We start from the raw sequence: 19,792 nt of genomic DNA, 5'->3' as shown, positions 1-19,792 counted from the left end.
GAGCCATGCTCAATACGCTGCGCAAGATCGTCCAGGAAGTTAACTCCGCCAAGGATCTCAAGGCGGCGTTGGGCATTATTGTATTGCGCGTCAAAGAGGCCATGGGCAGCCAGGTCTGCTCGGTCTACCTGCTTGACCCTGAGACCAACCGCTTCGTGCTGATGGCCACCGAGGGCTTGAACAAGCGCTCGATCGGCAAAGTCAGCATGGCACCCAACGAAGGTCTGGTCGGCCTGGTCGGCACGCGTGAAGAACCCCTGAACCTCGAAAATGCCGCGGATCACCCGCGCTACCGTTACTTCGCCGAGACCGGTGAAGAGCGCTACGCTTCCTTCCTCGGGGCGCCGATTATTCACCACCGCCGCGTCGTCGGCGTGTTGGTCATTCAGCAAAAGGAACGCCGCCAGTTCGATGAAGGTGAAGAAGCCTTCCTCGTGACCATGAGCGCGCAGCTCGCCGGTGTAATTGCGCACGCCGAGGCCACCGGTTCGATCCGTGGCCTGGGCCGTCAGGGCAAAGGCATCCAGGAAGCCAAGTTCATCGGCGTACCGGGTTCGCCGGGTGCGGCGGTCGGTACTGCGGTGGTCATGCTGCCGCCGGCCGATCTGGACGTGGTGCCGGACAAGACCATTGCCGACATCGACGCCGAACTGGCGTTGTTCAAGACCGCCATCGAAGGCGTACGCGCCGACATGCGAGCGTTGTCGGCCAAATTGGCCTCGCAGCTGCGTCCCGAAGAGCAGGCCTTGTTCGACGTCTATTTGATGATGCTCGACGATGCCGCGCTGGGCAACGAAGTCACGACCGTGATCAGGACTGGCCAGTGGGCCCAGGGTGCGTTGCGCCAAGTGGTCACTGAGCACGTCAACCGTTTCGAATTGATGGACGACGCCTACCTGCGTGAGCGCGCCTCGGACGTCAAGGATCTTGGCCGGCGTTTGCTGGCGTATCTGCAGGAAGAGCGTCAGCAGAATCTGGTTTACCCGGAAAAAACCATTCTGGTCAGCGAAGAGCTGACGCCGGCAATGCTCGGCGAGGTGCCGGAAGGCACGCTGGTCGGTCTCGTCTCGGTCCTCGGCTCGGGTAACTCCCACGTCGCGATACTCGCCCGGGCGATGGGCATCCCGACGGTGATGGGTCTGGTCGACCTGCCGTACGCCAAGGTCGATGGGATCGAATTGATCGTCGATGGCACCCGCGGCGAGGTCTATACCAACCCAAGCGAAGTGTTGCGCAAGCAATTCGCCGAGGTGGTGGAAGAAGAGAAACAACTGGCGCTCGGTCTCGACACCCTGCGCGACCTGCCGTGCGTGACCCTCGATGGCCACCGCATGCCGCTGTGGGTCAACACCGGCCTGCTGGCGGACGTGGCGCGGGCGCAGAAGCGCGGTGCCGAAGGCGTCGGTCTGTACCGCACCGAAGTGCCGTTCATGATCAACCAGCGGTTCCCCAGCGAAAAGGAGCAGTTGGCGATTTATCGCGAGCAGCTCGCCGCTTTCCACCCGCAACCGGTGACCATGCGCAGCCTGGACATCGGCGGTGACAAGGCGCTGTCATACTTCCCGATCAAGGAAGACAACCCGTTCCTCGGCTGGCGCGGCATTCGCGTCACCCTCGACCACCCGGAGATCTTCCTGGTCCAGACCCGCGCGATGCTCAAGGCCAGCGAAGGCCTGAACAACCTGCGGATTCTGCTGCCGATGATCTCCGGCACTCACGAACTCGAAGAAGCCCTGCACCTGATTCACCGGGCCTGGGGCGAAGTCCGCGACGAAGGCACCGACGTGCCGATGCCGCCGATTGGGGTGATGATCGAGATTCCGGCGGCGGTGTACCAGACCAAGGAACTGGCGCGGCAAGTGGACTTCCTGTCCGTGGGTTCCAACGACCTCACCCAGTATTTGCTGGCCGTGGACCGCAACAACCCGCGAGTGGCCGACCTCTACGATTACCTGCACCCGGCAGTGCTTCAGGCGTTGCAGAACGTGGTGCGCGATGCCCACGCCGAAGGCAAGCCGGTGAGTATCTGCGGTGAGATGGCCGGTGACCCGGCAGCTGCCGTGCTGTTGATGGCGATGGGTTTCGACAGCCTGTCGATGAACGCCACCAACTTGCCGAAAGTGAAGTGGATGCTGCGTCAGATCAATCTGAGCAAGGCCAAGGAATTGCTGGCGGAGCTGATGACCATCGACAACCCGCAAGTTATCCACAGCTCGCTGCAACTGGCGCTGAAGAACCTCGGGTTGGCGCGGATGATCAATCCGGCGTTGGTCAAACCCCTTTAAAAGGCTGATGGCCCCATCGCGAGCAAGCTCGCTCCCACATCGATCTTCAGTGAACACATTATTTGTGAACACCAGAGACCAATGTGAGAGCGAGCTTGCTCGCGATGGGGCCAGTCCAGTCACCAACGATCTAAACCCTGATCTCCACTTCCCCCAAGTGCCCGCCGTACGGCCCGAAGCTTCTTTCGACCATATGCCGCGTCCCGTCCGCCTGAACAATTAACGCCGTACTCGCCCGCGTCCCATAAGTTGGACTGGCAATAAACACACTCGACAACAACGTCTCAGTCGCCAAACCCACCCCGGTATCCGGCAAATCGGCATAGGGCGCTGTCTGCGGATCATTCAGCAAGGCCAACAAAGCCTGGGGCTGCGGATCTTCCAGCGCTGTCTCCAGCGCCGCTCGCGCCCTGAGCAGTTTTGGCCAGGGCGTATCCAGACCGGCGTTCGACAACCCATAGACGCCCGGTGGCAGCATCACCGCCTCAGTCTCCCGGGCATTGAAGTGCCACAACTCATTGGAGTTGCCGATCAGCAGGTTAAATCCGGCGTATTCCAACGAACGCCTGACAACGTCGTTTAAGTAGTCATCAATCGACAGGTCACCCAACAGAAAACCCGCCACCAGCTCACCCCGCGATTTGCGTGACGGCGGTTGGTGCGGATCGCGAATATTGGTCAGCGCCGCGAAGCGTCCATTGGCGCCGATGCCGAGCCAAGTGCCGCCAGCCTCCAGGTCGCGACCAGCATAGACATGAGGCGCATGCGGCCATTGCGCCAGCGGCAGGCTGGGACGGGCATAGAACTCGTCGCGGTTGGCCGCGACGATCAGCGGTTGGGCATGACTCGGTCGCCAGGCGAAAACAATCAGGCACATAAGGTGGTCCTTGTGTGTTTTTTGCTCACTCTACGCAGACATCGCTCATCGATCCATCGCCTTACACAGTGGAGCCTTAGCCCCCGCATCCGTTACCATGCGTCACTAATTTTGGGATACGGCCATGGAATTTCTGCTCTATCTGGCGCTGGGCGCCTGTGCAGGTGTGCTGGCCGGGCTGTTCGGGGTTGGCGGCGGGATCATTATTGTCCCGGTGCTGGTGTTCAGTTTTACCTTGCAAGGCTTCGATCCATCGATCCTGACCCACCTGGCGGTTGGTACGTCCCTGGCCACGATTATCTTTACATCGGTCAATGCGGTGCGCGAACACCATCGTCGCGGCGCCGTGCGCTGGCCGATTTTTGTCTGGCTGACCGTCGGTATTCTGATTGGTGCCGGTTTCGGCGCGCTGACGGCGCAAGCTATCTCCGGCCCGAACCTGCAAAAGATCATCGGCGTGTTCGCCTTGATCATCGCCGCGCAACTGGCCCTGGATGTCAAACCCAAGGCCAGCCGAACGGTGCCGGGTAAAGTGGGTCTGACCGTGGCCGGCAGTGTGATTGGCTGGGCCTCGGCGATTTTCGGCATTGGCGGCGGCTCGCTGACCGTGCCGTTCCTGACCTGGCGTAGCGTGCCGATGCAGCAAGCCGTGGCGACGTCATCGGCCTGCGGGCTGCCGATTGCCCTGGCCAGTGCGTTAAGTTTCATGATTCTTGGGTGGCACGATCCATTGCTGCCGGCCCATAGTCTCGGTTTCATTTATTTGCCGGCGTTGTTGGGGATTGCCCTGACCAGCATGTTCTTCGCCCGCATTGGCGCGCGACTGGCCCACAGGCTGTCGCCGAAGTTGCTGAAAAGACTGTTCGCCGTTTTGCTGTTCTGCGTGGGCCTGAACTTTCTGCTCTGACGTCTACCGCAATCCTGGCTTAATCCTGGCGTGACAGCGTCGCCCGGGAATTTTGAAGGTTTCAACTCTAACAAGGAGTCGCAATGCTGCCTTACCCGCAGATCGACCCGGTGGCCCTGGCCATCGGTCCGCTGAAAATCCACTGGTACGGTCTGATGTACCTGATCGGCATTGGCGGTGCGTGGCTGCTGGCGTCACGCCGGCTCAACCGCTTCGACCCGACCTGGACCAAGGAAAAGCTTTCCGACATGGTCTTCTGGATGTCGATGGGCGTCATTGTCGGCGGCCGCCTCGGTTATGTGCTGTTCTACGATCTGCACGCTTATCTCGCCAACCCGACACTGATTTTTGAAGTGTGGAAGGGCGGCATGTCGTTCCATGGCGGGTTTATCGGCGTGATGCTGGCAGCGTTGTGGTTCGGGAGAAAGAACGGCAAGTCGTTCTTCCAGCTGATGGACTTTGTCGCGCCGATGGTGCCGATTGGCCTGGGCGCCGGGCGTATCGGCAACTTCATCAATGCCGAGTTGTGGGGCAAACCGACCGATGTGCCGTGGGCGATGATCTTCCCGCCGTTCAGCGATCCGGCGCAGTTGCCGCGTCACCCGTCGCAGTTGTATCAATTCGCACTGGAAGGTGTGGCGCTGTTCCTTATCCTCTGGCTGTTCTCGCGCAAGCCGCGACCAACCATGGCCGTGTCCGGGATGTTCGCGCTGTTTTACGGCATCTTCCGTTTCATCGTCGAATTCGTCCGCGTGCCTGATGCGCAACTGGGCTATCTGGCCTGGAACTGGCTGACCATGGGCCAGGTGCTCTGCGTTCCGATGATCGTCGGCGGGCTGTTCCTGATCTGGCTGGCCTATCACCGCGCACCGGCGGCCCCAGCGGCGGCAGTATAAATTCGATCCCGGGGCGTTGGCCCCGGGTTCAAGGACACAGGTAACTCATGAAGCAATATCTCGAACTGGTCGCCCACGTCATCAAGAACGGCACCAAGCAGGCCAACCGCACTGGCGTAAACACCATCAGCTTCCCCGGCGCGATGCTGCGCTATGACCTTAAGGAAGGTTTCCCGGCGATCACCACCCGCAAAATGGCCTTCAAGTCGGCCATCGGCGAGATGTGTGGTTTCCTGCGTGGGGTGAACAACGCCGCCGAATTCCGTGCGCTGGGCTGCAAGGTCTGGGATCAGAACGCCAACGAAAACGCCCAGTGGCTGGCCAACCCGTTCCGTCAGGGCGAGGATGACCTCGGCGAGATCTACGGCGTGCAATGGCGCAAATGGCCGGCGTACAAACAGATCCCGGTCAGCAATAAAGCCGCCATCGAGCAGACCCTGAGCCAGGGTTATCGTCAGATCGCTGAAGGCGAAGAAAACGGTCAGGCCTATGTGGTGCTGTACAAGGCCATCGACCAGATTCGCCAGTGCGTCGACACCATCATCAAGGACCCGGGCAGCCGGCGCATCCTGTTCCACGGCTGGAACGTTGCGCAGCTCGATGAAATGGCCCTGCCGCCGTGCCACTTGCTCTACCAGTTCCACCCGAATGTCGAGACCAAAGAGATCTCTTTGACGCTCTACATCCGCTCCAACGACCTGGGCCTTGGCACGCCGTTCAACCTCACCGAAGGCGCTGCGCTGCTGAGCCTGATCGGTCGCCTGACCGGTTACACGCCGCGCTGGTTCACCTATTTCATCGGTGATGCCCACGTTTACGAAAACCACTTGGACATGCTCAACGAACAGCTCAAGCGTGAGCCGTTCCCGATGCCGAAACTGGTGATCAGTGATCGTGTGCCGGAATTCGCCAAGACCGGTGTTTATCAGCCGGAGTGGCTGGAGTTGATCGAACCGGGCGATTTCTCGCTTGAGGGTTATCAGCACCACGCGCCAATGACCGCGCCGATGGCGGTCTAAAGCTCTGACGCGATGATCGTTCCCACGCTCTGCGTGGGAATGCCGCCATGGACGCTCCGCGTCCACTGTGACGCAGAGCGTGGGAACGATCATGCGGTGTTTTAGTGCCCGTGGCTGCGGCCTACATGGGAGTGCTCCACTTCCGTCGATACAACCCCGCCGCTCACCTCCAGCCGCTGCAAAATCCCGCATTGATCGATGTCCGGCCCTTCGCCACAGCGTTGGCGCAGGTCGAGCAATTGCGCCTGCAATGCCAGCAGCCCGTCGATCCGCAACTTGACGTGATGAATGTGTTCGTCGATCAAAGCGTTGACGTTTTCGCACTGATCCTGCGGGCTGTCGCGCAGGGCCAGCAGGCTGCGGATTTCCTCGAGCGTCATGTCGAGGGTGCGGCAATTGCGGATAAAGGTCAGGCGCTCGGCGTGGGCCTGGGTGTAGACGCGGTAGTTGCCATCGCTGCGGGCCGGCTCCGGCAGCAGGTTTTCACGCTCGTAATAGCGGATGGTTTCGACAGCGCAGTCGGTCAGTTTGGCCAGTTCTCCAATCTTCATCGCGACAATCTCCAAATGGTTGCTTGACCCTATAGTGGCTACAGGGTCTTTACTTGGCAACAGGCACCTTTATGGACGCGACCAATGAGCGATTCCCTTCACACCCACAAATCCGAGGCTGATCACGATCACGATCACGATCACAGCCACAAGCTGCAGCCTGTGCAAAAGCACGAGCACGGCGGCCACGGGGACGCCTGCTGTTCAGCCAAAGTGGCAGCACCGTCGCGGGTCTTGCTGAGCGAAACCCCGACCGCCGGCGCGCGGCTGAGCAGTTTTCGCATCGACGCGATGGACTGTCCGACCGAACAGACGCTGATCCAGAACAAACTGGGCAAGCTCTCGGGTGTGCAGCAACTGGAATTCAACCTGATCAACCGGGTATTGGGCGTCACCCACGACCTGCCGACCACGGCGCCAATCATCGAGGCGATCAAGTCGCTGGGCATGATCGCCGAGCCGATGGATCAGGGCACCGAAACGCCGGCACCCATTCCTGAGAAAAAACACTGGTGGCCCCTGGCGCTGTCCGGTGTCGCTGCGCTCGCCGCTGAAGTTATCCACTTCACTAACGCGGCGCCGACCTGGGTCGTAGCAATCATCGCGCTGATCTCGATCCTCAGTGGCGGCCTGACCACTTACAAAAAGGGTTGGATCGCGCTCAAGAACCTCAACCTGAACATCAACGCATTGATGAGCATCGCGGTGACCGGTGCGATCCTGATCGGCCAATGGCCCGAAGCGGCGATGGTGATGTTCCTGTTCACCGTGGCCGAGTTGATCGAAGCCAAATCGCTGGACCGGGCACGCAACGCCATTGGCGGCCTGATGCAAATGGCGCCGGAACAGGCCACGGTGCTGCAGGCCGACGGGAATTGGATCGCTCAAGACGTCAAAACCATCGAGCTGGGGGCGCGGGTGCGAGTGCGTCCCGGCGAGCGGGTTGGCCTGGATGGCGAAGTGGTGTCGGGCAGTTCAACCATCGATCAGGCGCCGATCACCGGCGAAAGCCTGCCGGTGGAGAAAACCGTCGGTGACAAAGTCTTCGCGGGCACCATCAACCAGTCGGGTTCATTGGAATACACCGTGACCGCTGCGGCCAATAACTCGACCCTGGCGCGGATCATCCACGCGGTGGAGCAGGCCCAAGGCGCGCGGGCACCGACCCAACGCTTCGTCGATCAGTTCTCGAAAATCTACACCCCGTCGGTGTTCATCCTGGCCTTGGCTGTCGCGGTCATCCCGCCGTTGTTCATGGGCGCCCTCTGGTTCGACTGGATCTACCGGGCGCTGGTGTTGCTGGTGGTCGCCTGCCCATGTGCACTGGTGATTTCCACGCCGGTGACCATCGTCAGCGGCCTCGCCGCGGCGGCGCGTAAAGGCATTCTGGTCAAGGGCGGCGTCTATCTGGAGGGCGGTTACAAGCTCGATTACCTGGCCTTGGACAAGACCGGCACGATCACCCACGGCAAACCGGTGCAGACCGATTACCTGTCACTTGATCCGACCGCCGAGGAAACCGCCCCGGCGATTGCCGCTGCGTTGGCCGGTCGCTCGGATCACCCGGTGTCGTTGGCCATCGCCAACGCGGCTGTGGATAAACAGTCCATGCCGCTCGTTGTGGATAACTTCGAGGCTCTGGCCGGGCGTGGTGTACGGGGCGAGATCAACGGCCAGGTCTACCACCTCGGCAACCACCGCTTGGTAGAAGAACTGAACCTGTGCTCACCCGCGCTGGAAGAAAAGCTGTTTGCGCTGGAGAAACAGGGCAAGTCCGTGGTGTTGTTGCTCGACAAGTCTGGCCCGCTGGCGCTGTTCGCCGTGGCCGACACTGTGAAGGAGTCCAGCCGCGAGGCGATCCGGCAACTGCACGACTTGGGCATCAAAACCCTGATGCTGACCGGCGACAACGTCCACACCGCGCAGGCGATTGCCGAGCAAGTGGGCATTGATGTGGCCAGAGGCGATCTGCTGCCGGCTGACAAACTGCAAGCCATCGAAGCGCTTTATGCCCAAGGTCACCACGTCGGTATGGTCGGCGATGGCATCAACGATGCGCCAGCGCTGGCCCGGGCCGAGATTGGTTTTGCCATGGCTGCCGCGGGCACCGATACCGCCATCGAGACTGCTGATGTCGCCCTGATGGACGATGATCTGCGCAAGATTCCGACGTTCATCCGCCTGTCGCGGCAAACCTCGAGCATCCTCAAACAGAACATTGCCCTCGCGTTGATCATCAAGGTGATCTTTCTTGGGGTAACCTTCGCCGGGATTGCCACCATGTGGATGGCGGTGTTCGCCGACATGGGCGTGAGCCTGTTGGTGGTGTTCAACGGTTTGCGCCTGTTGCGCAAATAAACGATGGGGGAAGGGTGTGCTGAGTGCCGAGCTGAAGGCGTTTTACATGGTGGCCCGCCTGGGCAGCATCACTTTGGCGGCGAAAAAGCTTGGTCTGAGCCAACCCACCGTGACAACGCAGATCCGCAACCTGGAAAGCCAGTACTCGGTTGAGCTGTTCTACCGGGGCGGCCGCCGCCTCAGCGTCAGCGACGAAGGCGCGCGGCTGCTGCCGATGGTCAAGGCGCTGTTGCAACAGGAAGCCGACATCGAGTTTTTCCTGCGCAACAGCGGCCAGGTCCAGGGCACGCTACGTATCGCTGCCACCGCGCCGTATTACATCCTCGATCTGGTGAAGACCTTCCGCGAGCGTTTGCCGCACGTGGAAGTGTCGGTGGAAATCGGCAACTCCCAGCAAGTGCTCGAAGCGCTGGAGGAATACCGCGTGGACGTCGCGGCGTCTTCGCAATTGCTCGACGATGCGCGCTTGATTCGTCGGGTGCTCGGCAGTGATCCGCTGGTGCTGGCGGTGCATCGCAATCATCCGCTGGCGGTGCATGACCATGTGCCGCTCAGTGCGTTGGCCGGGCACACGTTGTTGATGAGGGAGCCGGGCTCCACCACCCGGCGCCTGACCGAGGAATTGCTGGCCAATGCAGGCGTGAGTTTCGGGCCACTGCTGGAGATTGGCAGCCGTGAATCGATTCGTGAAGCGGTGCTGCGCAACATCGGCATCAGCATCATCGCCCGGCAGGAAGTGCCTCACGACCCGCAATTGCGCGTGCTGACCCTCGAGAATGCGCCGCAGATTCCTGAGTATCTGTATTGCCTCAAGGAACGAAAAGGCGCGCGGTTGCCAGCGGCGTTTCTCGGGGTGGCGCAGGAAATGGCGCCTGCCTGATATCTCGGTTGCCTTGTCTGGCCTCATCGCGAGCAAGCTCGCTCCCACATTTTGAAATGCGTTCCCCTGTGGGAGCGAGCTTGCTCGCGATGGCGTCAGTTCAGGCGCCACCTGACCTGAACCCAAATCCCTGAATACCACTATCAGCCGTTTTTGCCTCACTGCCACATGACGGACGCATTACATCCCTAGGATGGCCTTCATCTGCTTGATGAGGCCTGTCCATGAACCACTCGATCGCAACTGCCTTGACCAACCCCGGCGCCCCGATGAAGGTGCGTGGCGTGCAGAAACGCTTTGGCGCGTTCACCGCGCTGGATAACGTTTCCCTCGACGTGGCGGCCGGTGAACTGGTGTGCCTGCTCGGCCCGTCGGGCTGCGGCAAAACCACGTTGCTGCGGTGCATCGCCGGTCTGGAAAAACAGGACAGCGGCGAGTTGTACCTCGGTGATCGCGACGTTTCCCACCTGGCGCCGCAAGCCCGTGACTACGGCATTCTGTTCCAGTCCTACGCGCTGTTCCCCAATCTCACCGTCGAAGCGAACATTGCCTACGGCCTTGCCGGCAGTGGTCGCGATGAAGTGCGTCAGCGTGTCGGTCAAATGCTGGAACTGGTCGGCCTGATCGGCAGTGAGAAAAAATACCCGGGCCAATTGTCCGGCGGCCAACAGCAGCGAGTTGCACTGGCCCGCGCCTTGGCGCCGGCACCGTCCTTGTTGCTGCTGGACGAACCGATGTCCGCCCTCGACGCCCGGGTCCGCGAGCACCTGTGCACCGAACTGCGCCAACTGCAACGCAACCTCGGCGTCACCACCCTGATGGTCACTCACAATCAGGACGAGGCCATGCTGATGGCCGACCGCATCGCCGTGATGAACAACGGCAAGGTCGAGCAATACGCCACGCCACAGGAAATTTATGATCGTCCGGCCACACCGTTTGTGGCTGAGTTCGTGGGTCAGGGCAACTGGTTACCTTTCCGGCGCAGCAGCGACAGCCATGCACAGGTCGGCGGGATGAACATGCGCCTGGCCGATGGCAGCGCCAAAACCGCGTCGGGCCGTTTGTTCTGCCGTCCGGAAGCCATCAACGTCAACCCGCCGGTGCATGAAGAGAACCTGTTCCCGGCCAAGGTTCGCGAAATTACGTTCCTCGGTAACCGCTGCCGCATGAGCTTCGAGCTCGATCAATTGCCAGGCCATGCACTGCTGGCGGAATTGGCGCCGCAAGACATGCCGCGTCTGGGCGCGCAGCAGATCATGGTCGCCTTGCCGCCACGCAGCCTGCAGGTGTTTGCCTGATGAGCGCGAACATCGCGCTGCCGATACCGCACAAGCAGGTTCGGCAGACCTCCCGTGCCGAGATTGGCGACCGGGTGTTCGTGGTCGGCGGCAAGGTGCTGTTGCTGGTGCTGCTGGGCGTTGCGGTGTTGATGCCGTTGCTGGCGATCTTCTGGCGCGGCTTCAGTTCCGAAGCCGGGCAGGGCGGAGGCATGGTCGCCGCCCGTGAGCTGGTGACCAGTGCGAACTTCCACTGGTTGCTCGGCAACAGCCTGAAAGTTTCCCTCAGTGTCGCAGCCATCGTCGTACCGCTGGCGTACCTGTTTGCCTACGCGCTGCAACGCACATTGATCCCCGGCAAGGGCATCTGGCGCGGCATGTCGCTATTGCCGTTGATGGCGCCGTCGATGTTGCCGGGCATTGCGCTGGTGTATCTGTTCGGTAATCAGGGCCTGTTGCGCGGTTTGCTCTCGGACAACATCTACGGGTTCTGGGGCATTGTGCTCGGTGAAGTGATCTACACCTTCCCACACGCCTTGATGATTTTGCTGTCGGCGTTGTCCCTGGCGGATGCGCGACTGTTCGATGCTGCCTCAAGCATGGGCGCCAGCCCGGCCAAAGCCTTTCGCAGCATCACTTGGCCGGCCACCCGTCAGGCCGTGTTCGCCGCATTCTGTCTGGTGTTCACCCTGACCATCACCGACTTCGGCGTGCCCGTGGTGGTCGGTGGTGACTATCAAGTCCTGGCGCTGGAAGCCTACAAAGCCGTGGTCGGCCAACAACAGTTTGGTCGCGGCGCGTTGATCGGCATGGTCTTGTTGCTGCCGGCACTGTTCAGTTTCGGGGTCGATGCGTGGTTGCGCCGGCGTCATGGCGACGCCATGAGCGGCCGGGCGCAAGTCTTCCAACCGGCACCGTCGAAGCTGCGCGACGGTTGCTACCTGGCCATCGTGCTGCTGATCTGCGCGGTGTTGCTGCTGGTGTTCGGCATGGCGGTGTTTTCTTCGCTGGTGAAATTCTGGCCGTACAACCTGTCGCTGTCGCTCAACCATTACCAGTTCAACGACACGGCGGGCGGCGGTTGGCTGGCCTACGGCAACAGCGTGAAGATGGCCGTGTGCACGGCGTTGATCGGCAGCGTGCTGATCTTTACCGGCGCCTACCTGATGGAAAAAACCAAGGGCCAGCGCGGGCTGAACCTGGCGCTGCGCATGCTCAGTTTCGTACCGATGGCAGTGCCGGGTCTGGTGCTGGGCCTGGGTTACGTCTTCTTCTTCAACCTCAACAGCAACCCGCTGCATGTGCTCTACGGAACCATGACGCTACTGGTGGTCTGCACCATTGCGCATTATTTGACCACCGCGCAAATGACAGCCACCACCGCGCTACGTCAACTCGATGCCGAGTTCGAAGCCGCCGCGCTTTCGCTCAAGGCGCCGCTGTATCGGCATTACCTGCGCGTCACCGTGCCGATCTGCCTGCCAGCGCTGCTGGACATCGTGCGCTACCTGTTCGTCTCGGCCATGACCACCGTCTCGGCGGCGATCTTTCTCTACAGCCCCGACACCATCCTCGCGGCGGTGGCGGTGCTGAACATGGACGACGCCGGCAACGTCGGCGGCGCGGCGGCGATGTCGACCCTGATTCTCTTCACCTCGGCGGGCGTGTCCTTGCTGCTGGCCTGGGCATCGCGCGGTTTGCTGCGTCGCTCCCAGGCCTGGCGGCAGACCGCGCCCGGTCATTGATTCCGTACACCCCCTCAACTCAAAAACAGGAAAAGATCATGTTCAAGCCCCTGGCCCTGGCCGCTGCTGTCCTCACCGCTTTCAGCCTGAACGCCTTCGCGGCGAAAACCGAGTTGACGGTGTACACCGCCCTCGAAGCCGAACAACTGAAGACCTACAAGGATGCCTTCGAAAAGGCCAACCCTGACGTCGAGATCAAGTGGGTACGCGATTCCACGGGGATCATCACCGCCAAGCTACTGGCCGAGAAAGCCCGCCCACAAGCCGACGCCGTCTGGGGCCTGGCCGCGTCGAGCCTGGCGATTCTCGACCAGCAAGGCATGCTGCAAAGCTACGCGCCGAAGGACCTCGGCAAGATCGGCGGCAACTACCGCGATGCCGCCAATCCGCCGGCCTGGGTCGGGATGGACGTCTGGGCCGCCACCATCTGCTTCAACACGGTCGAAGCCGAGAAGCAGGGCCTGAGCAAACCGGTCAGTTGGCAGGACCTGACCAAGCCTGAGTACAAAGGCAAGATCGTCATGCCCAACCCGGCCTCGTCCGGCACCGGTTTCCTCGACGTCAGCGCTTGGCTGCAAACCTTCGGCGAGAAGCAGGGCTGGGCGTACATGGACGGTCTTCACCAGAACATCGGCCAATACGTTCACTCCGGTTCCAAGCCTTGCAAACTGGCAGCGGCGGGTGAATTCCCGATTGGCATTTCCTTTGAATACCCGGCCGTTCAGCTCAAGCGCCAAGGCGCGCCGCTGGACATCATCCTGCCGAAAGAAGGCCTGGGTTGGGAGATCGAAGCAACGGCTGTGATCAAGGGCACCCCCCATGAAGACGCCGCGAAAAAACTCGCTGACTTCTCGGCCAGCCCGGCGGCGATGGAGCTTTACAAAGAGAACTTCGCCGTCCTCGCGCAGCCAGGCATTGCCAAGCCGCAGACCGAATTGCCGGCCGACTATGAGCAGCGCCTGATCAAGAACGACTTTGCCTGGGCCTCGAAAAACCGCGACGAGATCCTGACCGAGTGGCGCAAGCGCTATGACGGCAAGTCCGAGAAAGTAGTCGCCAAGTAAGCTCTTCATCGGCTGACAGGGCCCCATCGCGGGCAAGCCCGCTCCCACAGTGGATCTCCAGCGGATGGAGATTTGGGGTTATCCCCAATCAAGTGTGGGAGCGAGCCTGCTCGCGATAGCGGTCTTGAATTCAAGGCAAAACTCCATGACACAACACAACGACATGTTGATCGTCGGTGCCGGCATCCTGGGCCTGTCCCACGCTTACGCCGCCGCCAGACGCGGCCTCAAAGTCAGCGTTTTCGAGCGCAGCGAGACACCCTTGGGCGCCTCGGTTCGCAACTTCGGCCAGGCACTCGTCACCGGCCAACCTCCGGGCGTTATGCTCGAACTGGCCAAGGCCAGCCGTGAGATCTGGGGCCAATGGGCACAACTCGCGGGCCTGCAACTCAAGCGCAATGGCTCATACCTGTTCGCCCGAACCGAAGCCGAGGAACACCTGCTGCAAGCGTTTTGCAATGGCCGCGCCGTGGAGCACAGCTACAACGTCGAACTGCTGCGCGGTGCCGCGCTGCGCGATTTGTACGGCGGCCAGTTCAGCCATCACCGCGCGGCGTTGCACGGCATGGACGATCAGCAGCTGTATTCGCGCGAAGCGATTCCGGCACTGATCGACTTCCTGCGCCGCGAACTCGGCGTCGAGTTTCACTTTTCCACACTGGTGCGCGACATCGAGCCGGGCTGCCTGCACAGCACCGCCGGCAGCTTCAGCGCCGAGCAGATTATCGTCTGCTCCGGCCACGATTATCAGACCTTGCTGGCCGACCCGATCGCCGAGCTCAATCCACAAATCTGCCGCCTGCAAATGCTCCGGGCCCGTCCGAAAATTAACCTCAATCTGCAACACGCGTTGCTCACCGGTTTGAGTTGCGTGCACTACGGCGCCTTCGCCGATCTGCCGGAAGCGGCGGCCGTGCAGGCAAACATCTTGCGAGACGAACCTCACCTGCATGAACACGGCATCCACCTGCTGATCAGCCCGACGCCTCACGGTGAGCTGATCATCGGCGACTCCCACCACTACGGCAGTGATCCGTCACCGTTCAATGCCGAGCAAGTGGACAACTGGTTGCTTGAACTGGCCGAGCAGACATTGGGCTGCAAGGTGCAAGTGGTCGAGCGCTGGCAGGGCGTCTATGGTTCACGGGGCCCGGGACCGTTCTCGTTTTTGCGTCCGCTGCCGGGTGTGAGCGTGGCGCTGATGCACACCGGTGTCGGCATGAGCGTCGGGCCGGCGATGGCTGATCGCAACATTGCACAGTTGTTGGGGGAAGGTTGATGGCGCGTCATGAACAAATAATCGCCGACGTCTTCGGACTGTACGAGCGCTTTGGCGACAGTGATTACATCGGTGAACCGGTGTCGCAGCTCGAGCACATGTCCCAGGCCGCCGAACTGGCGATGGCCGAAGGCTTCGATGATGAAGTGGTGCTGGCCGCGTTTTTCCACGACATCGGGCATATCTGCACCGAGAGCGCCGAGAGCATGGAAGGCTTCGGCGTGGTCAGTCACGAGCGTCTTGGCGCCGATTACCTGCGTCGAGCAGGATTCAGTGAACGCTTGGCGCGGCTGGTGGAATATCACGTGCAAGCCAAGCGTTATCTGACACTCAGGGAGCCCGGGTACTACGAGCGCTTGAGTGAAGCCAGTCGCCGCACGCTGGCATATCAGGGTGGAGTGATGACCGAATCCGAGGCCGAGGCGTTCGAGAAAGATCCGTTGTGTGCCGTCAGTCTGCGGATGCGCCAGTGGGATGAACGGGCCAAGGAGATGTGGGTGCCGGTGATTGATCTTGAGATCTTGAAGCGCAAGGCCGTCATGCTGTTGTCTGGCGAGGCGCGCTGAGTTGTCTCACACCGGATAGGGAAACGGTTGATGGAGCCGCCTGCAACAAGGGCTCAGTCTGGACGTTTCGAACAGGAGCGCATGGATGCGTTATTTGAAAGTGATCGCACAGGATGTAAGCGGGAAAGGCCAGGCAGACACGCTTCATTTTCGGTTTCACGAAGATGAACACGTACTGCGCGAGGCAACGGAGACTGATCGTCACCGGCTCAAGGCCTTCGGCAAAACGTATTTGAAATGTGCCTGGTTCAACGCCGGGGAAAGTGAAGAGCGGCATTTGCGGATCTTTGCTGAAAACACGACCGGAGACGGTACGCCGGAAGCTGTACGACTGCATTTTCATGAAGGACCGACGATTGCCTACAAGGCAGCGGCTCGTGATCTTGATAACGATGGGGATTTCGAGCTGATGTTGAGCTCGGATGTCGACAATGACGGGCGTGCGAATCGCACCGATCGCCATCGGGTCAGGTCGTTGGCGCGAGAGTTTTTGAAGCTCGGCTGGTAATGTTCCTCTCGATACCGAGTCACGGCCATCGCGAGCAAGCTCGCTCCCACAGGGGGTTTGCGTCGCTCGTAGTTCTAATGTGGGAGCGAGCCTGCTCGCGATGGGGCCAGTCCAAACACCACAGTCACCAAGGTTGATCGTTCCCACGCTCTGCGTGGGAATGCCTCAAGGGACGCTCTGCGTCCAGTGACGCGGAGCGTCACGGGCTTCATTCCCACAATCAGGCTCAGAGCTGTTGCGCCAACACCTCGATTTGCTCCTGCCGTTCAGCCTGGCTTAACCTGGACGGCTTGTTCAGCGACGACCACTGCGGATGTGCCCGGGCCTTGTTCAGCGCTTCGGGCAACTTGCCTTCGCGCCAGGTCTTGTCCTGGGGCGTGGCGAGCTTGATGCTGTCCATCGCGGCATGGCCGCGCGCGTTCAGTGCCTGCAAAAGCTGTCGCTGACGCAACGCCAACAGGCGCAACACGCTGTCGTCAACGGTCAGCTCCCGCTGGCCCTTGATCTTGCCCATCAACCGACTGCCATAACTGCGTGCGGTTTGCAGGGCGCCGCCAGCAATCGCGCCGGCCAAGGCTGCCGCGCCGAGGGTCAGGCCACCCACCAGCAAATCGACGCCAGCGCCGGCTGCCGCACCGGCCGCGATGCCTCCGCCGACCCGAACGCCCAGCTGCTTGAGGGTTTCGGGGTTGAACAAGTCATCGCCCCAACGGCCATCGAGCAGTGGCAGGTCGCTGGCCGCGGCGTCCTGTTGACGAAAGCCGTACAGCTTGAGCAGCGCTTCGACGCAGCGTTGTTCCCGTTGTCGAACGGCTTTGCGCAATTCGCTGATGGCGTGTTGTTCTTGCTCGGCATCGCTGACCACACTACGCCGGCACGCCGCGCAATCGATCAATAATTCGGCAATCAGTCGCGCCGCACTTTGCTGCCGGGCCAGGCGCTGGGCCTGTTGATCGGCGATCAAGCGCTCCAGTTGTTCCCGTGAACCTTCCAGCAGCAGCGCGAGGCTTTCATAGAGGCGACGTTCGCCATCTTCTGGCGGTGCCACGCTGTCGAAACGCACCAAGGCGTGCAGGCCCAGACGCGCGAGCGCTTCACGCCAGTCCGGCTCGCGGTGGTTGGCACTGCTCACGAAATTCAGCACCGGCAGCAACGGTTTGCCGCAACTGGCCAACACTTCCAGTTCGTCGCGGTACTTGGCCAGCACCGGCTCCCGGGCATCGATCACGTAGAGACCGGCGTCGCAGGTGAGCAGTTGTCGCAGCACCTTGGCTTCCTGTTCGAACCGTTGCCGCGCTTCGCTGCCGTCAAGGAAACGCGCCAAGCGTGCCGGGCCGTCGAGGCGTTCGCCGGGACGTTCCAGGCGTTCGAGGTAGTCGAGCAGGGCGATCGCGTCCTCCAGGCCCGGCGTGTCGAAGAGGTCGAGCAAGGGCTCGCCGTCCACCGACAACCGTGCGCCTTCGACATGGCGCGTGGTGCTGGGGCGATGGGACACTTCGCCGAACCCGACATCCCGGGTCAACGTGCGCAGCAATGAGGTTTTGCCGACATTGGTGTGGCCGACCACGGCGAGCTTCAACGGCGCTTTCCACGGATTAGTCATGGCCGCTCTCCAGCCAATTCATCGGCGCACAGTCGGCGAAAGGCAAATTCAGCTGTTGCAATGCCACGTGCCAGTCGCCCAAACGTTCGGAATCCAGCGCTTCACCATCGGGCGCTTGCAGCAACCAGACTCGCGTCGCGGCCGCGTTGCGCGCCAGTTCGGCAATGAGCGCCAGGCTGCCACGGTCCGGCGAACGCCGTGGATCACAGGCGATGGCTAACCGCTCGGGCGGGAAGCGACTCAGCTGTTCGAGGAGTTTGTGGCGAGATTCACGACTGTCGAGAATGCCGGCGTTGTTCACGTTTTTGGGCAGTTTCGGCGGCCACGGGCGTTGATTGTCCAGCTCGATGGCCACTAGCAGCGCGCCATCGCTGTGCAGTTCGCGGGCGCTGCTTTCGATCTGATGAAGGTTGTCCGGCGCGGCATCGCTGATGCCCAGGCGTTCGCTGGTGGGCATCAGGCGTTCACGCAATTGGGCATAGCCGGGCAGGTTCAGGTCCAGGCGCAAGGCGGCTTGCCCGGTTATCCAGCGCCACAGGCAAAACAGCGCGAGCAGCAGGCGCGGCAACACACCGTAAACCACCAGCACACCGACCAGCCATGTGGCCCAGGCCTGGCGGGCACTTTCTATATTGAGCGCGGTGTCGCCGCTGGCGCGGATCATTTCCACCGTCGGGACGTTGAAACCGAGCATGGAAGGCAGAGTGCCGAGGGCTTGGGTCATGGCCACGAAGGTGTCGGCGCTGAGCAGGGTAGTTTCCCAGACGAAACCGTAGCGCCGGGTCGCCATCAACGTCAGCAGAATCGCCAGGGCGCTGAGCATCGCCAGCGACCACAGGCTGTTGACCAGCACGCCTATTGCCCAGCGATTGAGTTTCTGGCGTTGTAATAACAAGAGCAGGGCCGGCGCCAGTTGCGCTGCTTTGGCGTCGCGGGCGAGTTTTTCGCTGAGCCATAACCACAAGCGCCCAAGGGTGTCGCCGTGTTCGCCAGCGAACATCAGGCCCAGCGCCCAGCTCAACAAAAGAATCAGGTTCAGCCCGAGCAGACTGCCCAAGGCCCAGAACACATTGACCGGCGTTTGCCCGTCGCCCAGCGCGGCAAACGCCAGGCCGGCGCCGCTGACCACAGCGAGCACTGCCAGGGCGATCAGCGCCAGTCGCGCGCCTTGCAACCAGTGTTTGAGGGCTGCGGCCAGGCCGTCGCGTTCAGCCAGCCACAGGGCCCGATGCTGAATCCGTGTCGGCAGGTCGCCGCCAGCGCTGCGGGCCAGTCGGTTGGCTTCCAGATCCTCCAGGGGCCCGGCATGTTCTTCACGCAGGCGCACGGTTTCGGTCAACCAGAGGTTTTGCAGTGGCGTCAGTTCAGTCACGCGACATTCCGTTGCTCAATTGAGCTGTGAGCATAACCGCTGTGGCGCTTATCGGGGTACGGGAGGCTCTGGTATCCTCGCCGACATGACTAAATCACTCCCCCTCAGCCTGATCGCAGCCCTCGGTGAAAACCGTGTGATCGGCGTCGACAACAGCATGCCCTGGCACTTGCCGGGGGACTTCAAATACTTCAAGGCCACCACCCTGGGCAAGCCGATCATCATGGGTCGCAAGACCTGGGATTCCCTCGGTCGTCCGCTGCCAGGCCGCTTGAACATCGTGGTCAGCCGTCAGGCGGATCTGGTGCTGGAAGGCGCGGAGGTTTATCCGTCGCTGGAGGCCGCGGTAGTTCGCGCCGAAGCCTGGGCGAAGGAGCAGGGCGTCGATGAGTTGATGCTCATTGGCGGGGCGCAGTTGTATGCGCAGGGATTGGCTCAGGCGGATCGGCTTTATTTGACGCGCGTCGCCCTCAGCCCGGAAGGGGATGCGTGGTTTCCGGAGTTTGATTTGAAGGCGTGGAAGTTGGTGTCCAACACACCGAATCCAGCTGTAGATGACAAGCCGGCATACAACTTCGAGGTGTGGGAGCGCACCTGAGATC

17 protein-coding genes are annotated in these 19,792 nt (G+C 61.4%); 13 read left to right on the top strand and 4 right to left on the bottom strand.

Translation table 11 applies throughout. The features are described from left to right. Window positions 1-5: 5 nt before the first annotated feature. Window positions 6-2,285 (top strand): phosphoenolpyruvate--protein phosphotransferase, encoded by a 2,280-nt coding sequence (gene ptsP, locus QRN31_RS15490; protein WP_285432918.1) that lies wholly within the window; start codon window positions 6-8, stop codon window positions 2,283-2,285. A gap of 130 nt (window positions 2,286-2,415) precedes the next feature. Here ptsP and QRN31_RS15485 read toward each other — a convergent pair whose 3' ends face one another. Continuing rightward, complete coding sequence (locus tag QRN31_RS15485; protein ID WP_285432917.1) at window positions 2,416-3,162, bottom strand: NRDE family protein; 747 nt, start codon at window positions 3,160-3,162, stop codon at window positions 2,416-2,418. 124 nt (window positions 3,163-3,286) lie between these two features. Between QRN31_RS15485 and QRN31_RS15480 the strand changes: the two genes are divergently transcribed. The 3 genes from QRN31_RS15480 to QRN31_RS15470 all read left to right on the top strand — a co-directional run bounded on the left by QRN31_RS15480 (window position 3,287) and on the right by QRN31_RS15470 (window position 5,984). Further along, window positions 3,287-4,069 carry a sulfite exporter TauE/SafE family protein gene (locus QRN31_RS15480; protein WP_285432915.1) on the top strand — a complete coding sequence of 261 codons (783 nt, stop codon included), beginning with the start codon at window positions 3,287-3,289 and terminating at the stop codon, window positions 4,067-4,069. An 83-nt stretch (window positions 4,070-4,152) separates the two neighbouring features. Continuing rightward, a complete protein-coding gene (gene lgt, locus QRN31_RS15475) occupies window positions 4,153-4,965 on the top strand; it encodes a prolipoprotein diacylglyceryl transferase (RefSeq protein WP_285432898.1) in 813 nt (270 codons plus the stop codon). Between the two features lie 47 nt (window positions 4,966-5,012). Continuing rightward, the gene (locus QRN31_RS15470; protein ID WP_222588884.1) at window positions 5,013-5,984 is read left to right on the top strand and encodes a thymidylate synthase; all 972 of its coding nucleotides are present in this window, start codon (window positions 5,013-5,015) and stop codon (window positions 5,982-5,984) included. A gap of 101 nt (window positions 5,985-6,085) precedes the next feature. Here QRN31_RS15470 and cadR read toward each other — a convergent pair whose 3' ends face one another. Further along, window positions 6,086-6,535: a Cd(II)/Pb(II)-responsive transcriptional regulator gene (gene cadR, locus QRN31_RS15465; protein WP_285432895.1), complete on the bottom strand. Its 450-nt coding sequence runs from the start codon at window positions 6,533-6,535 to the stop codon at window positions 6,086-6,088. Window positions 6,536-6,619: 84 nt separating this feature from the next. Here cadR and QRN31_RS15460 point away from each other — a divergent pair, with 84 nt between their 5' ends. The 8 genes from QRN31_RS15460 (at window position 6,620) to QRN31_RS15425 (ending at window position 16,215) form a co-directional block, all read left to right on the top strand. After that, window positions 6,620-8,893 carry a heavy metal translocating P-type ATPase gene (locus QRN31_RS15460; protein ID WP_285432893.1) on the top strand — a complete coding sequence of 758 codons (2,274 nt, stop codon included), beginning with the start codon at window positions 6,620-6,622 and terminating at the stop codon, window positions 8,891-8,893. Between the two features lie 16 nt (window positions 8,894-8,909). Further along, window positions 8,910-9,773: a LysR family transcriptional regulator gene (locus tag QRN31_RS15455; RefSeq protein ID WP_090178475.1), complete on the top strand. Its 864-nt coding sequence runs from the start codon at window positions 8,910-8,912 to the stop codon at window positions 9,771-9,773. A 224-nt stretch (window positions 9,774-9,997) separates the two neighbouring features. Then, entirely contained in the window at window positions 9,998-11,074 is a 1,077-nt protein-coding gene (locus QRN31_RS15450) for a putative 2-aminoethylphosphonate ABC transporter ATP-binding protein (RefSeq protein ID WP_285432891.1), read from the top strand. Further along, a complete protein-coding gene (locus QRN31_RS15445) occupies window positions 11,074-12,798 on the top strand; it encodes a putative 2-aminoethylphosphonate ABC transporter permease subunit (RefSeq protein WP_285432889.1) in 1,725 nt (574 codons plus the stop codon). The genes QRN31_RS15450 and QRN31_RS15445 overlap by 1 nt, the downstream gene beginning before the upstream one ends. 38 nt (window positions 12,799-12,836) lie before the next feature. Next, entirely contained in the window at window positions 12,837-13,862 is a 1,026-nt protein-coding gene (locus tag QRN31_RS15440) for a putative 2-aminoethylphosphonate ABC transporter substrate-binding protein (RefSeq protein WP_285432887.1), read from the top strand. A 145-nt stretch (window positions 13,863-14,007) separates the two neighbouring features. Next, complete coding sequence (locus QRN31_RS15435; RefSeq protein ID WP_285432885.1) at window positions 14,008-15,141, top strand: TIGR03364 family FAD-dependent oxidoreductase; 1,134 nt, start codon at window positions 14,008-14,010, stop codon at window positions 15,139-15,141. Then, complete coding sequence (locus tag QRN31_RS15430; protein WP_285432883.1) at window positions 15,141-15,707, top strand: phosphonate degradation HD-domain oxygenase; 567 nt, start codon at window positions 15,141-15,143, stop codon at window positions 15,705-15,707. The genes QRN31_RS15435 and QRN31_RS15430 overlap by 1 nt, the downstream gene beginning before the upstream one ends. A gap of 85 nt (window positions 15,708-15,792) precedes the next feature. Next, window positions 15,793-16,215, top strand: a complete 423-nt coding sequence (locus tag QRN31_RS15425; RefSeq protein ID WP_285432881.1) for a hypothetical protein — start codon at window positions 15,793-15,795, stop codon at window positions 16,213-16,215. Window positions 16,216-16,441: 226 nt separating this feature from the next. On the opposite strand, the gene QRN31_RS15420 is transcribed toward QRN31_RS15425, so the two are convergent. Next, a complete protein-coding gene (locus QRN31_RS15420; RefSeq protein WP_285432879.1) occupies window positions 16,442-17,818 on the bottom strand; it encodes a GTPase/DUF3482 domain-containing protein in 1,377 nt (458 codons plus the stop codon). Beyond that, entirely contained in the window at window positions 17,811-19,190 is a 1,380-nt protein-coding gene (locus QRN31_RS15415) for a DUF2868 domain-containing protein (protein WP_285432877.1), read from the bottom strand. The genes QRN31_RS15420 and QRN31_RS15415 overlap by 8 nt, the downstream gene beginning before the upstream one ends. A gap of 85 nt (window positions 19,191-19,275) precedes the next feature. On the opposite strand from QRN31_RS15415, the gene QRN31_RS15410 reads away from it, so the two are divergent. Beyond that, window positions 19,276-19,788, top strand: coding sequence for a dihydrofolate reductase (locus QRN31_RS15410; protein WP_285432875.1), 513 nt, complete (start codon window positions 19,276-19,278; stop codon window positions 19,786-19,788). Window positions 19,789-19,792: the final 4 nt, after the last annotated feature.

The organism is Pseudomonas sp. fls2-241-R2A-110, assembly GCF_030209165.1.
GTDB lineage: Bacteria > Pseudomonadota > Gammaproteobacteria > Pseudomonadales > Pseudomonadaceae > Aquipseudomonas.
The sequence above is the reverse complement of the archived record's forward strand: the minus strand, read 5'-3'. Positions and strand labels throughout refer to the sequence as shown.